At 43.9% G+C, this 15,891-nt stretch carries 9 protein-coding genes; 3 read left to right on the top strand and 6 right to left on the bottom strand.

Going from position 1 to position 15,891, the window contains the following annotated elements:
* Nucleotides 1–39: 39 nt before the first annotated feature.
* Both AB3G73_RS22170 and AB3G73_RS22165 read right to left on the bottom strand, forming a co-directional pair.
* Nucleotides 40–2,580: a bifunctional UDP-N-acetylmuramoyl-tripeptide:D-alanyl-D-alanine ligase/alanine racemase gene (locus AB3G73_RS22170; protein ID WP_367745616.1), complete on the bottom strand. Its 2,541-nt coding sequence runs from the start codon at nucleotides 2,578–2,580 to the stop codon at nucleotides 40–42.
* Complete coding sequence (locus AB3G73_RS22165) at nucleotides 2,556–3,575, bottom strand: GSCFA domain-containing protein (protein WP_367745615.1); 1,020 nt, start codon at nucleotides 3,573–3,575, stop codon at nucleotides 2,556–2,558. The genes AB3G73_RS22170 and AB3G73_RS22165 overlap by 25 nt, the downstream gene beginning before the upstream one ends.
* Nucleotides 3,576–3,741: 166 nt before the next feature.
* Here AB3G73_RS22165 and dxs point away from each other — a divergent pair, with 166 nt between their 5' ends.
* The 3 genes from dxs to AB3G73_RS22150 all read left to right on the top strand — a co-directional run bounded on the left by dxs (nucleotide 3,742) and on the right by AB3G73_RS22150 (nucleotide 8,539).
* A complete protein-coding gene (dxs, locus tag AB3G73_RS22160) occupies nucleotides 3,742–5,646 on the top strand; it encodes a 1-deoxy-D-xylulose-5-phosphate synthase (RefSeq protein WP_217722044.1) in 1,905 nt (634 codons plus the stop codon).
* Between the two features lies 1 nt (nucleotide 5,647).
* Nucleotides 5,648–6,988 (top strand): Trk system potassium transporter TrkA, encoded by a 1,341-nt coding sequence (gene trkA / locus AB3G73_RS22155; protein WP_009000401.1) that lies wholly within the window; start codon nucleotides 5,648–5,650, stop codon nucleotides 6,986–6,988.
* Nucleotides 6,989–7,087: 99 nt separating this feature from the next.
* Nucleotides 7,088–8,539, top strand: a complete 1,452-nt coding sequence (locus AB3G73_RS22150; RefSeq protein WP_367745614.1) for a TrkH family potassium uptake protein — start codon at nucleotides 7,088–7,090, stop codon at nucleotides 8,537–8,539.
* Between the two features lie 132 nt (nucleotides 8,540–8,671).
* Here the strand turns inward: AB3G73_RS22150 and AB3G73_RS22145 are convergent, their stop codons facing one another.
* The 4 genes from AB3G73_RS22145 to AB3G73_RS22130 form a co-directional block, all read right to left on the bottom strand.
* A complete protein-coding gene (locus AB3G73_RS22145) occupies nucleotides 8,672–10,054 on the bottom strand; it encodes an SGNH/GDSL hydrolase family protein (RefSeq protein ID WP_217722046.1) in 1,383 nt (460 codons plus the stop codon).
* A 68-nt stretch (nucleotides 10,055–10,122) separates the two neighbouring features.
* Nucleotides 10,123–11,256 (bottom strand): glycoside hydrolase family 130 protein, encoded by a 1,134-nt coding sequence (locus tag AB3G73_RS22140; protein ID WP_367745613.1) that lies wholly within the window; start codon nucleotides 11,254–11,256, stop codon nucleotides 10,123–10,125.
* 171 nt (nucleotides 11,257–11,427) lie between these two features.
* A complete protein-coding gene (locus tag AB3G73_RS22135) occupies nucleotides 11,428–13,584 on the bottom strand; it encodes a GH92 family glycosyl hydrolase (RefSeq protein ID WP_320982959.1) in 2,157 nt (718 codons plus the stop codon).
* Between the two features lie 23 nt (nucleotides 13,585–13,607).
* Complete coding sequence (locus tag AB3G73_RS22130; RefSeq protein WP_234132305.1) at nucleotides 13,608–15,881, bottom strand: GH92 family glycosyl hydrolase; 2,274 nt, start codon at nucleotides 15,879–15,881, stop codon at nucleotides 13,608–13,610.
* Nucleotides 15,882–15,891 lie beyond the last annotated feature (10 nt).

Raw genomic sequence — 15,891 nt, 5'->3', positions numbered from 1 at the left:
TTTGTATCTTTGAAAAAGCTCCGTGTCCTCTGTGGTGAATTAATCTTGATAATATACCCGTTTCACTCGTGTCGATATACTTGTCAACACTTCGTAAGGGATTGTATCCAGCGTATCGGACAAAACCGTAATCGGAAGATCATCACCGAAAATGATGGCCTGATCGCCTTCCCGACAGTCAATGTCCGTTACATCTATCATGCACACATCCATGCAGATATTACCCACATAAGGAGCTTTCTTTCCGTTCACCAGGCAATAGGCATTGCCACGTCCCAAATGACGGTTTAATCCATCCGCATAGCCGATAGGAATAGCTGCAATACGCGAAGGGCGTACCAGATGTCCCATCCGGCTATATCCCACCGTATCTTCCTGGGGAACATCCCGGATTTGAAGAATGGTAGTCTTGAGCGTGCTCACATTATGTATAATCGAATTGTCTATCGGGCTAACTCCATAAAGTCCGATTCCCAAACGTACCATATCAAACTGTGCATCGGGGAAACGTTCGATTCCTGCTGTATTGCAGATGTGACGGAGAATCTTGTGAGAGAAAGCGGCCTGCAATTCCTGCGAACCTTTCTCGAACAATTCAATCTGTTCACGAGTGAAAGTGTCGAACTGCGGCGAATCACTTCCTACAAAATGAGAGAATACCGAACGGGGGATCACTGCACTCTGATTCTTCAGACGACGAATGAGCAATGGTATATCCTCTACCGCAAAGCCCAAGCGATGCATACCTGTATCCAGTTTCACATGAATCGGGAAGTTGGTGATTCCTTCTTTTTCTGCCGCTTTGATGAGCGCATCGAGCAGATGGAAATTATAGACTTCCGGTTCCAGCTTATAATCGAACATGGTTTTAAATGCTGTAAGCTCCGGATCCATGATTATAATAGAGGCGGTAATACCTGCTTTGCGAAGTTCTGAACCTTCGTCAGCCACGGCCACAGCCAGATAATCGACATGGTGTTCCTGCAAGCTCTTGGCTATTTCGTACGAACCGGCTCCGTAAGCGAATGCTTTCACCATACAGATCACCTTTGTTTCCGGATGGCGAAGCATGGAACGGTAATGGTTCAGATTGGCGACCATCGCTCCGAGGTTTACTTCAAGGATGGTTTCATGTACCTTCAATTCAAGCTCTTCGGATACCAAATCAAAGTTGAACACGCGCGAACCTTTTACCAGAATTACTTCCGAATGAAGTGATTTGAGTATGCCGGATGTAAGAAGTGCTTCTGTGTTAGGAAAGAAGTAGCGTTCGAGATCGTCATCAAAACGAGCGGAACAGGAGGATATTTCCTGCCCTACACCAATCAGTTTATTTATTCCTTTACTCTGCACCAACTGTGCTACACGCCGGTAGAGCGTAGCGGTACTTTGTCCGGTTTCCAGTATATCCGACAGGATCAGTGTCCGCTTCAAGCCTTTCTTTTCCGAACGGCGTACCAGAAAGTCGAGTGCAATATCCAACGATGCCAGGTCTGAATTATAACTATCATTAATCAATACGCAGTTATTCTTTCCTTCTTTCACTTCCAGACGCATGGCAATCGGTTCGAGACGGGCCATCCGTTCGGTGATCTGGTCGGCAGGCGTCATCAGGTAAAGACAAGCTGCCAGGCAATTCAGCACGTTTTCGATGGAAGCGTCATCGATGAAAGGAATACAGAATGTATTATCCATTTCCAGATAACGATAGGATATAACGGTATGATCTTCTTTCTTGATTACACGGCTGATATACAATGGACGTTCAATATCCTTACAGCTCCAGGCTATTTCACGTGCGGTCAGCATTGATTTTGCGACACAATTACTGATTAATTCGTTATCGCCGTTGTAAATCACTACATCGCAGTCTTTGAAAAGCGTCAGCTTCTCCATGCATTTCTCTTGCAATGAGAAGAAGTTTTCCTGATGGGCACCGCCGATATTGGTCAGAATACCAATGGTAGGCTTTATCATTCGTTTCAAGGCTCCCATCTCTCCCATTTCGGAGATGCCGGCTTCGAAAATGCCCAGTTCTGCTTCTTCTGAAAGTTGCCATACAGAAAGAGGAACTCCGATCTGCGAATTATAGCTACGCGGAGAACGGACGATACAACGATCCGGACTAAGTAACTGGTGCAACCACTCTTTCACAATGGTTTTTCCATTGCTTCCGGTGATACCGATCACAGGGATTTTAAATTTATCACGATGCGCTTCGGCAAGCTTCTGCAAAGCCTTCAGAGGATTGGGAACGATAAGGAAATTGAGAGTTGAGAGTTGAGAATTGAGAATTGGCTGCGCATCATCATCTTGCCCAGATTTCTCCATTTTCAATTCTCCATTCTCAATTAATTTAAAGTCTTCTTCTGTTATTACAAAATTGCGTACGCCCCGGTCGTATAATTCGGGGATATAACGGACTCCGCTATTTCGTTTGGTAGTTAAAGCAAAAAAGAGAGTTTCTTCCGGAAAACTCAAAGAGCGGCTGTCTGTTAACAGCCAATCAATAGTCGCTTTATGTTTGCCCATACGGCGGGCACCGATACTTTTGGCTATGGATTCAATCGCATATGACATAGTTCTGTTTCTTTTTGAAAATCTAAGTACGGGTATTTTCCGATAAGTCGTTCTATTTTTAACACTATTTGTCCTAAAAAGCGTTGATACGCCTCTGACTCGGGGTGAAAGGGTTTATGTGCCAAGTCCCGGCGGATGTCCTGCACTGCCATGATAACCTGCTTTGTTTCAGCGGAAAAGAAGGTTTCGGAGAAGCGTTCCCACAGGTAACGAATCGCCAGAGGAGACGGATGCAGCATATCGTCAGCATAGAAGCGATAATCACGCAATTCGTCTAATATGATTTCATAAGAGGGGAAGTAGAACACTCGTTCCGGGAACAATTGCTGCAACCGGTCGATGGCCAGTAACAACGTAGATTTACTTAATTGATTGGCGTGCATTCCGTCGCGTATATGACGGATCGGGCTGACTGTAAACAGCCATTTTAATTCCGGATTGCAGGCTGCCATTCCGGTGATGAGCGCTGTATAATCTTCTACAATTTCTTCAACAGTAAGCCGGTAACGTAAGAAATGGTTTTCCGGCAGTTGATGGCAGTTGGCTACCACTTGCCCACTCTCTTTTTGTTTATAAACATAAGCGGTGCCCAAAGTTACCATTAGCCAGTTCAACTCCGGCAGTCTTTGATGGGCGTGATGAAGACGGGCATTTATGGTATGCAATGTTTCTTCGGGCGTAAAAGCTGAAAAAGAGCCGTGATGCATCGGACTATGCCATAAGTCTTTGTAGGCAAACAAATCCTGACTGGTATATTCTTTATTTCCTATAATCTCTCTCAAAGCGGATGAGATAGACAAAGGATTATAAAGGATACCAAAAGGATTCAGATCCAGCTGAAACCCGGCATCTGTTAATTGTCTCCCGATATTTTCCGCAAAACAGGAGCCCATCTGAAGAATATGATCTGCATGACTGACAGGCGGCATCCCGGCAGGCAATTCTACAGATGTTTGAAAGTTCATACGATTTTCCATCATTTCATTACGTTTCATATGCAAAAGTAATCAAAAAACAATTTCCTACCTCTTTTTCCTCACGATTCAATAATCTTAGGGGGTACGAAAAACAGATACGTCTCTATGCCGAATAAGATTTTATAAAAAAAAGGAGGCCGAATATACTTTCTTTTCGTATTTTTGCACTAAATTTCCTCGAATCATGAAGAATGAACCGATATATAACTTGCTAAACACTATCAATTATCCTGAAGACCTGCGAAAACTAGACGTGGAGCAACTGCCGGAGGTATGTAGTGAATTAAGGCAAGACATTATTAAAGAACTCTGCTGCAACCCGGGGCATTTTGCTGCCAGTCTGGGAACAGTGGAGCTGACCGTAGCTTTGCACTACGTCTACAATACACCTTATGACCGTATTGTATGGGACGTGGGACATCAGGCATACGGCCACAAAATACTGACAGGACGCCGTGAAGCCTTTTCTACGAACAGGAAACTCGGAGGAATCCGCCCTTTCCCGTCTCCGGAAGAAAGCGAATATGATACTTTCACGTGCGGACATGCTTCCAATTCTATTTCTGCAGCTCTCGGTATGGCTGTCGCAGCCGCCAGAAAAGGAGATGCCAAACGCCATGTAGTAGCCATCATAGGCGACGGTTCCATGAGTGGCGGACTGGCTTTCGAAGGACTGAACAATGCATCCGCCACGTCGAACAACCTGCTCATTATCCTGAATGACAATGACATGGCTATTGACCGTAGTGTAGGAGGCATGAAGCAGTATCTCTTTAACCTGACAACTTCCAACCGCTATAATCAGCTACGTTTCAAACTCTCGCGCATGTTGTTCAAGCTCGGCATCCTAAACGAAGAACGCCGCAAAGCGCTCATACGTTTCGGGAACAGCCTGAAATCAATGGCTGCACAGCAACAGAATATTTTCGAAGGGATGAATATCCGTTACTTCGGTCCGATAGACGGACACGACGTTAAGAATCTGGCAAGAGTATTGCGCGACATCAAAGATATGCAAGGACCTAAAATCCTGCATCTGCATACTATCAAAGGAAAAGGATTCGGACCGGCAGAGAAGCACGCTACCGAATGGCATGCTCCCGGCAAGTTCGATCCCGTTACCGGCGAACGTTTCATTGCTAACACTGAAGGAATGCCTCCGCTTTTTCAGGATGTATTCGGAAATACATTGGTAGAGCTTGCCGAAGCCAATCCGAAGATTGTTGGTGTCACTCCCGCCATGCCTAGCGGCTGTTCAATGAATATACTGATGGAAAAAATGCCCAAACGCGCGTTTGATGTAGGCATTGCCGAAGGACATGCGGTTACTTTCTCCGGTGGAATGGCAAAAGACGGATTGCAACCATTCTGCAATATCTATTCTTCTTTTATGCAACGGGCGCATGATAATATCATTCATGACGTAGCGATTCAGAATCTCCCTGTTGTTTTGTGCCTCGACCGCGCCGGCTTGGTTGGCGAAGACGGTCCCACTCATCACGGAGCTTTTGATATGGCATGTTTGCGTCCGATCCCCAATCTGACGATCAGTTCGCCCATGGACGAACATGAATTACGTCGCCTGATGTATACGGCACAATTGCCGGACAAGGGTCCGTTCGTGATCCGTTACCCTCGCGGACGCGGTGTATTAGTGGATTGGAAGTGTCCGCTGGAAGAGATTCCGGTGGGAAAAGGACGAAAACTGAAAGAGGGCAACGACCTTGCGGTTATCACTATCGGACCGATAGGAAACATAGCTGCCCGTGCCATCACCCGGGCAGAAGCTGATTTCGGTCTGTCGATCGCCCATTACGATTTGCGTTTCCTGAAACCGCTGGACGAAGAGCTGTTACATGAGGTAGGACGCAAATTCCAACGTGTCCTGACTATCGAAGACGGGATTATCAAAGGCGGGATGGGTAGTGCTATCCTTGAATTTATGGCAGACAACGAATACAAACCAACCGTGAAGCGTATCGGTATCCCTAATATATTTGTAGAGCATGGTTCAGTGGCCGAACTATATCAACTGTGCGGCATGGATGAAGAAGGGATTCTGACTAAAATAAAAGAATTTATCAATTGACATGAAGATTATTATTGCCGGTGCCGGCAACGTAGGCACCCATTTGGCCAAGCTGTTATCGCGCGAGAAGCAAGATATCATCTTGATGGATGATGACGAAGAGAAACTAAGTGCTCTTAGTGCCAATTTTGACTTGCTGACTGTTGCCGCTTCTCCTTCTTCCATCTCCGGATTAAAGGAAGTGGGCGTCAAAGAAGCCGACCTGTTTATCGCAGTCACACCGGACGAAAGCCGTAACATGACTGCCTGTATGCTGGCTACCAATCTGGGAGCTAAAAAGACAGTGGCACGTATCGACAATTACGAATATCTTCTGCCCAAAAATAAAGAGTTTTTCCAGAAGCTGGGAGTAGATTCGCTGATTTACCCGGAAATGCTGGCTGCGAAAGAAATCGTATCTTCCATGCGTATGAGCTGGGTACGCCAATGGTGGGAGTTTTGTGGAGGTTCTCTGGTTCTGATTGGTACGAAGATGCGCGAAAAGGCTGAAATCCTGAATATACCGCTGCATCAGCTAGGCGGTCCTAATATACCTTATCACGTAGTAGCCATCAAACGCGGAACGGAAACGATTATTCCGCGTGGAGACGATGTCGTTAAATTGCATGATATTGTTTATTTCACCACTACCCGCAAGTATATTCCTTATATTCGTAAGATAGCCGGCAAGGAAGATTATGCCGACGTACGCAATGTGATGATTATGGGAGGAAGCCGCATCGCAGTCCGTACCGCACAATATGTGCCGGACTATATGCAGGTGAAAATAGTTGATAATGACCTGAACCGTTGTAACCGCCTGACAGAGTTACTGGATGATAAGACAATGATTATCAACGGAGATGGCCGAGACATGGATTTGCTCATCGAAGAGGGACTAAAGAATACCGAAGCATTTGTAGCTCTGACCGGTAACTCGGAAACAAATATTCTAGCCTGTCTCGCCGCTAAACGTATGGGAGTGGAAAAGACGGTGGCAGAAGTAGAGAATATCGACTATATCGGTATGGCGGAAAGTCTTGACATCGGTACTGTTATCAATAAAAAAATGATTGCTGCCAGCCATATCTACCAAATGATGTTGGATGCCGACGTGTCTAATGTGAAATGTCTTACTTTTGCCAATGCGGACGTTGCTGAATTCACTGTACCGGAAGGTGCTAAAATCACCAAACACCTGATTAAAGACCTGGGACTCCCGAAGGGTACTACCATCGGAGGAATGATCCGCAACGGAGAAGGTATCTTGGTGACGGGTGATACACAAATCCGTCCCGGCGACCATGTAGTCGTATTCTGTTTGAGTATGATGATTAAAAAGATTGAGAAGTTCTTTAATTAAGTATTAAGTATCAGGTATTAAATATTAACCGTAGCAACCCATTTTCACCGACTAATACTTAATACCTGATACTTAATACCTGATACTTAATACTAGTTTATGATTAATTCAAAGATGATATTCCGGATTCTGGGCTTTCTGCTTCTGATAGAAACAGCGATGCTGTTATGTTGTGGAGCGGTCTCTCTTTTTTATAAAGAGAATGACTTGCAGAGTTTCCTGATTTCATCTGCTGTCACAACCTGTATCGGCGTTCTGTTGCTTGCCGTCGGGAAAGACGCAGTGAAATCCTTGAATCGTCGCGATGGATATGTCATCGTCAGCGCAGCATGGGTTACCTTTTCCCTTTTCGGAATGTTACCTTATTATATAGGAGGATATATTCCCAATGTTACAGATGCTTTTTTTGAAACGATGTCCGGATTTAGCAGTACGGGGGCCACTATTCTGAATAATATTGAGTCAATGCCCCACGGAATACTTTTCTGGCGGGCTATGACGCAATGGATAGGTGGTTTGGGTATTGTATTCTTCACCATTGCCGTTCTGCCGATTTTCGGTGTGGGCGGAATTCAGGTATTCGCAGCAGAAGCCAGTGGACCTACTCATGACAAAGTGCATCCCCGCATTGGCATCACCGCTAAATGGATTTGGGGTATTTATGCCGGAATGACGGGAACACTGATTATTTTATTAATAGGTGGTGGCATGAGTATATTCGATAGTATATGTCATGCTTTTGCAACGACCAGTACCGGTGGGTTCTCTACCAAACAGGCCAGCATTGAATATTACCATTCACCTTACATAGACTATGTAATTTCCATTTTCATGTTCCTTTCAGGTATTAACTTCACATTGCTGCTATTGATGTTTAACGGGAAGATCAAGAAGTTCTTACATGATGCGGAACTGAAGTTCTACTTTATTTGTGTTTCATTCTTCACTCTATTCATTGCTGTCTGGCTCCATCAGACTTCTTCTATGGGAGTAGAGGAGGCATTCCGGAAATCGCTTTTCCAAGTGATTTCATTGCAAACTTCTACGGGATTCGTCACAGCTGACTATATGCTTTGGCCTTCCATCCTTTGGGGCTGCCTCGTCATTGTGATGATTATCGGAGCTTGTGCCGGCAGTACAACAGGGGGGATCAAGTGTATTCGTATGGTTATTCTGTTTCAAGTAGTGAAAAATGAATTCAAACATATTCTTCACCCTAACGCCATACTCCCGGTGCGGGTAAATAAGCAAGTTATTTCCCCTTCCATTCAGTCTACTGTATTGGCTTTCACCTTTTTGTATGTAGTTATTGTTATCATCAGCGTGCTTGTCATGATGGGCTTAGGAGTCGGTTTTCTGGAATCAATAGGAACCGTAATCTCAAGCATAGGCAATATGGGACCAGGCCTCGGCACATGTGGCCCGGCTTTCTCGTGGAGTGCATTGCCCGATGCTGCCAAATGGCTGCTTTCTTTCTTAATGCTCCTGGGACGCTTGGAATTATTTACTGTATTATTGCTTTTCACTTCCGACTTCTGGAAGAAGAATTAAAAACTCAAATTCTCAACAATACTTATCCCTATGAGAAAAAATACTCATACCTATGAGAATATATTTCCATTGGTATGAGTATTTTTTCTCATTACGATGAGTATTCTATCGTATTTCTACGTCATTATCGCATCATATCTTTCTAAGTAAAATCTTTCTTACTACAGGTTTATTAACCTCATAAATCTTATTGATAAGAACTTCCATTTCCTGCTCACGAGCTTCACGGACAGGATCCAGCATCATCTTTGAATACATATCGCGACGTCCTTTCAACCAGACATTCTTATCCACGTTTTCATCCATTATCTCAATTGCTTTTCTATCATTAGCGAACAACAATCCCTGCTGCTGGAAAAAGCCAAATTGACACCATGCATACTCTCTGAATGTTCTTTCAATCTCCCAACGATATTCATTCAGGTGCATCACTGTCAATGCCTGTTGATATTGAGGAGTTTTGGATTCGGCAGCTAGATTAATGCCTTTTGCCAAGTCGTCTCCACTCCATATTCCAATTTCTTCCTCATCAATCAACAATTTATAATCACCTTTCAGACCTGTTACTTTCAGAACCTCACGATTCATTTCATCCATAAAAGGAATGACTTTCGTAGCTTCTGCCTGACCTTTTTTTTGTCCCCATCCACGGGCAATCGTATCCAAAGGATAAGGAAGAGCTTCTGCCAGATAGTCAAAGCTCAAATCTTTCCCGTTCTTCTTGATATTTGAGATTGTACAATTCTCTGCTTTAACTGCCTGTTTCTTATTAGCATTTATCTCCATTTCTGCTACTTCTTTACCCACAAATCCTTGTGCTTTCAGGAAAAGGTAAGCCATCACCATGTGTCCGTCATTATCCGGATGAATACGGTCGCTGCCACAAAGCGTAAATGCCGGATCTTTTTGTTGGTTTTGTTGATTCAAAGCAACCATAGGAGCATTCAAATCCGTAAATTCCCAATTGTTCTTAGCTGCAGATTCTTTCTGGTATTCAACGATACGTTTGATAGTTTCGTTCTTTGTTTTGAACGGTACATTCTCTTTCAATTGCACGGTTTCATCATAAGGGGAAGTTCCGACCATCACAATACGGGTATCAGGAAGATCTTTGAAACGCTTCTCCATTTGCTGATAGTTCTTGATACTTTCCTGATATTTCTGTTCACCGAATTCTTTTGGATTATCCCCGTTATATTCAAAATATCCGGAGTCATTCATACCAAAAGTAACCATCAATACAGAGGGTTTCATTGGGAAAATATCTCCATCCAAGCGTTTGTTCATATCGTATGCCGTATCTCCGCCAATACCACCGTTCAATATGCGGAGAGGCATATTCGGAAAACGAGTCATATAATACAACCAGATATACGAATGGTAATGACCGCCATCCGTGATACTGTTTCCTAAAAATACTGCTCTTTCACCCTCTTTAAAAGGTTTCACAGTTTGAGCAAAGGCAGTAGTATATGTCATACAAACTGCCGCAATCAATACAAAAATCTTTTTCATGTCTTAATATTTTTTACAAATACAAATGCCAAACAGAAAGATTATGATCTTCTTCATGAACATTTTCTTTATTTTTTGAGAGAATCGTATATAGCAACTGCCACGCGAGAATCAGCACAGCCATAATAGAGGAACCACTTCTGGTTGTGGAATACAAGTCCCTCGATAAATACCGTTCCGGCAGGGTATTGTCCGCTTTTCTCAAAGTCTGATTCGGGAGTATAGAACGGTTTATCCAGACGATCGATTAGTTTGGTGGGGTCTTTACTATCAAACAGGGCTTGTCCGGCACAATAGGAATTCGCTGTATAAAGCGTATCCCCCTCTGCACCCGATTTGTTTTTACCGTTATAAAACAACAGGATTCCTTTATCTGTCAGGATAGCAGGAGGGCCACACTCGGTCAGGTCACTGTCGAATTTACCCGGACGGGGTATCATGACTTTCAGGAATTCGCCGTTTTCATCCAACATTGGTTCCCAGTTGACGAGGTCTGTGGAGGTAGCTACATTGACAAACTTTTCTCCCCAATACATCCAGTATTTCCCATCTATTTGAGCGATCACTTGTTTGCCGTCAACTAATTTAGTCAGGATAGAGGCAGACTTTGAGAATTCATCCAGAAATCTTCCATTATAGGCTTTGGCAAAAGCAGGTCCGTGTTTTTCCCAAGTTTGGAGGTCACGTGAGGTGGCCACTGCCAAACGTGCCTGTTTACGGTTCCATTGTGTGTAATGCATTACATAAAGTCCGTCTTCTGTTACGGCAATGCGCGGGTCTTCGCAACCACCCGGATTCTCGAGTTCTTTCTGGCTATCGTCTGCCGGATAAAATACGGGAACAGTCATTCGTTGGAAATTTATTCCGTCGTCGGAAGAAGCGTATCCTAAACGGGAAGTACGTGAACCAATACCGGTTGCCGAATTATCTTCAGCCCGATAGAGCACTACTACTTTTCCATCATAAACGGTGGCAGCCGGATTGAATGTATCGCTCGCCTCCCATGCCACTGAATCCTGCCTCATCGGACAATAGAAAATAGTAGTAGTATCAGGTGAGATAATTGGATTAACGCCTTCCGGACGCTGGAAGTCCGCCCACGCCCAATCCGGAAATTCGGATGTTTGTTTCTTCTCGCCACATGAAGTAACGAATGCGGCAGCCATCAGTAGATAAGCTATGTTCTGTAGTTTTCTTTTCATTCTTACGTTGTTTGATTAATATGTCTTCATAATTAGTTTTTATAATAAAATAGGCACGGATTACACAGATTAACGCTGTTGCTTTACATACCCATCATTCTAAAAACCGTGAAATCCGTGTAATCCGTGCCTAATCTTTTTGCAAAATTATTACCAACCTGCTTTATTTCTTTAAGGGAAAGAGGGAGGCACCACTTTAGTTCCCCATTTTACATCGGGTTTGGCCGAGGTAGCAAAATCAATAGTCCCACCATTATTAAGTTGATCCCAATCTATCCATGTACTATCATACGGTTTGCCATTCAACTTCATGGATTTGATATAGATATTCTTTTCCGAACCGCCTTTTATCACTATATCTCCTTTCTTCAGATGAACTTTCACCGATGAAAAGATTGGTGTATTTACAGTAAAGCCTCCTATTCCCGGTATTTCGGGATAAAGACCGATACAGGCAAACACATACCAGGCACCCATCGTACCTAAATCATCATTACCCGGCAGACCGTCAATTTTACTTGAATACTGTTCATTCAATACACGGTTGATAATTTCCTGTGCTTTGTAGGGAGTTCCCACCCAGTTGTATATCCAGGGGATATGGAAACTCGGTTCATTGCCGGAAGCAAACCAGGCATCATTGTAGCCGGCATCCAGACGGGTGAAGAATTCGTCCAAACGTTTCTCTGCCGCGGCTTTTCCACCGATTATTTCAATCAGACCGGCAATATCGTAAGGCACCATCCAGAAATAATTCTTATAGGTCGATTCACGGAAGTCTTCAGTCAGAGGTTTCCACGAACCATCCGGATTACGTGATTGCAACCAGCCGGTTTCCTGATTGTACAGATTCTTCCATGAACGGGCAAAATGAAAATAACGCCAACTTGCAAATTCATCTCCTACAGCGTGCAATGCAAACTGTCCGATGGCAAAATCCGCAGAAGTATATTCCAATTGAATGGAAGCATTATAATATCCTTTATCCAAATACTGTTTCAATCCCGGACGCGCCTCCACATTCTGCGACATTGCTCCCGGTTCTTCGGCTCCCTTTCTCATTATTTTGAAAATCGGCTTCGGATCATAATTACGGGCACCAAAAGCATAGGCATTAGAGATCAGGATAGGAGTCGGATCTCCTTGCATCACTCCGGTTTCAATATTCGCCATGACCCAACGTGGATAAGCGCCGCCAGCTTCTTCAGCAAATAGTTGGTGAGAAATCACAATATCAGAAGCTACTTCGGGATCGAGCATCGACAATAATTGAATCTGTGTGCGATAGGTATCCCAGTTGCTGAAAGAGGTGTAGTGTTTAGAACGGGACTTATGCACCTTGAAATCAGCTCCCATATACTCTCCGTTCACATCACTGCATACATTCGGGTGAATGAACGAACGATACAAATGGGTATAAAATTGAGTGGTCCGGTCCGGATTAGTGCCCTCTACTTCGATTTTACCCAAGTAGTCATTCCATTTGGATTCTGCCTGGTTTTGAATCTGTAAGAAGTCCCATCCGGTATTCTCTGCTTTCAGATTCTCACGTGCATTTTCTACGGAAACATAAGAAACACCAATCTTATACTGGATATTTTTCTTCTTGCTTACATCAAAAGTAAAGTAGACTCCGGAATATTCTCCCTCGGCAAAAGTGGTGTTCGGTTTCAGTTCATCTCTTTTCCAGGTTCCCGATTCCAAGGCATCGGCATCAAATTCTGCAACGAAATAGACTTTATACGGTGTACGCAGACCGCAGAAATTACCACCCTCTGCATATCCTTCACACTTATTCGGTGCAGTGATTACAACGGCTGCCTGCTCGATCGGAGTGGCGGAAATACCTCCACCGATAATGACTGTACCATATTGTTGATCTGCCGGATATTCATAATTCGCCATACCGGTTCTTTCGGTCACAGTCAGTTTGGCTTTGATGTCTTCCTGCACCATTGCCTCATAATAGCCGGCATGTCCTTTTTCTTCAGAGATATTGATACGATAGTTGAGAATGTTGTCCGGAGACATCTTCAGTTTGCCTTTTACCGGAAAAGTAGGGAAGTTGCCCATGTGTTCGCAACCGCCGCCACTCAATTGGTTGATGACAAATCCGGAACGTTTGGAAAAGTAAGAAGGGGTGAACTGCACCATTCCATAAGGATAGGTGGCTCCGGGATAAAGATATCCCGAAGTCAGACCAACGCCTTTTGTACCTATCAGTGTATTCACCTGACGGGCATAATTGCTCCCGGCATTCTGTGCCAGGAGGCTCCCCCACCCTCCAATCAATACCAATAATAAACCTGTTAAAACTTTATTTTTCATACTGTATTTCGTTGTTTCTTTTCTTATTCTTTCGACAGAGAGAAAGGAGCGGCATATTTTGACGTACATCTCTCTTTATTCGGTTGCCCTCCCATTTCAAAACGGAGCGTACCACCGTCTGCTATATCGTCATATTTAATAAAATTCTTATCCAATACACGTCCATTCAAAGTAGCAGACTGGATATAGACATTCTCTTTATTGTTGTTATTTGCTTCGATCACAAACTTATTTCCGTTTTCCAGCGTTATGGTAGCCTTTTTAAATAATGGACTGCCAATCACATATTCATCCGTACCCGGACAAACGGCATAAATGCCTAATGAGCTTAATATATACCAGGATGACATACCGCCTTGGTCTTCGTCACCCGGATATCCTCTTTCTGTTGAATTATAGAGTCTTTCAACAATCTGACGTACCCAATACTGTGTTTTCCATGGCTGTCCGGCATAGCTATACAGGTAAGGCATGTGCTGAATCGGCTGATTGCCATGCGCATACTGTCCCATCCCTGCGATTTCCATTTCTTTCATTTCATGGATCACTCCTCCGTATGTTCCCGGCTTGATAGTGCTGGGCAGGGTAAACACTGAATCTATTTTGGTAGTAAACTTCTCATCGCTTCCGAACAAGTTGATTAATCCTTCGGTATCATGGAATACCGACCAGGTATAATGCCAAGCATTGCCCTCACAGAAAGGTCCGCCCCATTCCAGCGGGTCAAACGGTTCCTGCCATTTGCCATCGACGCCTTTTCCACGCATAAAGCCGATGGACGGATCGAATACATTCTTATAGTTGTACATCTGACGGGCAAAAACTTCCTGATAGTGTTTGTTTCCGACCATTTTTGCCAGCTGGTAGCCACAGAAATCATCATAAGCATATTCCATGGTCTGGGCACTCGATCCCATTGATTCCGGATAAGGGACATATCCCAGTTCAAAATATTCTTTCCAGAAGCCGCGTCCGTTGGCTCCTCCCCAGGGACCTTTGTTCATCGCTTCGTGTGCGTATGCTTTCAATGCTTTTTCCGGGTCGAAGGTACGGATGCCTTTTGCCCATGCGTCTGCCAATAATGAGATGGAGTGATTACCCAACATTCCTCCCGTTTCTCCGGGAGCCGACCAGGATGGTAGCCACCCGCATTGTTCCTGTGCGGCAAGCAAAGCATTCATGTAGCGTCCTTGCATAGTAGGATGAAGAATATTGGTCAGTGGGAACTGTGAACGGAAAGTATCCCAGAATCCATTATCGGTATACATATATCCGTCATATACTTTGCCATCGTAAGGGCTGTAATAATAAGGTTCTCCGTTCGCTTTACGTTCGTAGAATTTACGTGAGAAAAGATTAGCACGGAACAGACATGAATAAAAAGTCTTCATTTGTTCTTCTGTTCCACCCTCTACCTGAATTCTGTTCAGCAGTTCATTCCATGTTTTTTGTCCACGGGCTTTAGTAGTTTCCAGGTTGGAGTCTTTACCCAGTTCATCGTTCAAAGTAATCACAGCCTGTTCTGCACTGATATAGGAAGAGGCTGCCTTAGCCTGTACTTTCGAGCCTTTTTTAAACTTGATATAAGCACCATAACCTTTGCCTGCTCCCTCCTGTTTTTTAGAGAAGATTTCATCTTTCTGATTTTCCCATACGCCGTAATCTTCAAATGCTTTATCGAATTGCACAACGAAATAACTGCGGAATGTCTTGGAATTATTTACAAAACGCTGGTTATTCACCCAACCGGATATTTGTCTCTTGGCGGGATCTATTTTGATTTCACTCATATCCGTATATCCGTCTATCACCAGATAGGCGTCTCCAGTAGAGGGATAGGAAAAACGCAAATGCACGCCGCGGGTAGTCGGTGCCATTTCGGTGGTAATGCCATTATTCAATGTTACTTTATAATAATGCGGCTTGGCTATTTCATTGTCATGACTAAATTTCGTCGCCCGTTTATCCTGATTAACGACTAGTTCTCCCACCATCGGCATAAAGGAATATACGGCATAATCACTCATCCACGGGCTGCATTGATGTGACTGGCAGAATCCTCTGATGGCATCTACCGCATACTGATACTTCCAGCCCTCTCCATTCTTTCCGGTTTGTGCAGACCATGTGTGCATGGCATAAGGCATACCGGTAGTAGGATATGTATTTCCATAACTTAATCCAAAATGGGAATCAGTGCCCTGTAACGTATTGACGTATTGCACCAAGTCTTTCGTTTGAGCGTATATTCCTGTGGAAATAAAAAGAAAGATTACTAGATAAATTAGTTTTCTCATGGTTATTCTT

The organism is Bacteroides sp. L008 (assembly GCF_040812255.1).
GTDB lineage: Bacteria > Bacteroidota > Bacteroidia > Bacteroidales > Bacteroidaceae > Bacteroides > Bacteroides vicugnae.
The sequence above is the reverse complement of the archived record's forward strand: the minus strand, read 5'-3'. Positions and strand labels throughout refer to the sequence as shown.

Excerpts from the sequence above, each read along its gene's own strand:
- AB3G73_RS22170 (WP_367745616.1), bottom strand. The coding sequence starts at position 2,580 with ATGTCATATGCGATTGAATCCATAGCCAAAAGTATCGGTGCCCGCCGT.
- AB3G73_RS22165 (WP_367745615.1), bottom strand. The coding sequence starts at position 3,575 with ATGAAACGTAATGAAATGATGGAAAATCGTATGAACTTTCAAACATCT.
- dxs (WP_217722044.1), top strand. The coding sequence starts at position 3,742 with ATGAAGAATGAACCGATATATAACTTGCTAAACACTATCAATTATCCT.
- trkA (WP_009000401.1), top strand. The coding sequence starts at position 5,648 with ATGAAGATTATTATTGCCGGTGCCGGCAACGTAGGCACCCATTTGGCC.
- AB3G73_RS22150 (WP_367745614.1), top strand. The coding sequence starts at position 7,088 with ATGATTAATTCAAAGATGATATTCCGGATTCTGGGCTTTCTGCTTCTG.
- AB3G73_RS22145 (WP_217722046.1), bottom strand. The coding sequence starts at position 10,054 with ATGAAAAAGATTTTTGTATTGATTGCGGCAGTTTGTATGACATATACT.
- AB3G73_RS22140 (WP_367745613.1), bottom strand. The coding sequence starts at position 11,256 with ATGAAAAGAAAACTACAGAACATAGCTTATCTACTGATGGCTGCCGCA.
- AB3G73_RS22135 (WP_320982959.1), bottom strand. The coding sequence starts at position 13,584 with ATGAAAAATAAAGTTTTAACAGGTTTATTATTGGTATTGATTGGAGGG.
- AB3G73_RS22130 (WP_234132305.1), bottom strand. The coding sequence starts at position 15,881 with ATGAGAAAACTAATTTATCTAGTAATCTTTCTTTTTATTTCCACAGGA.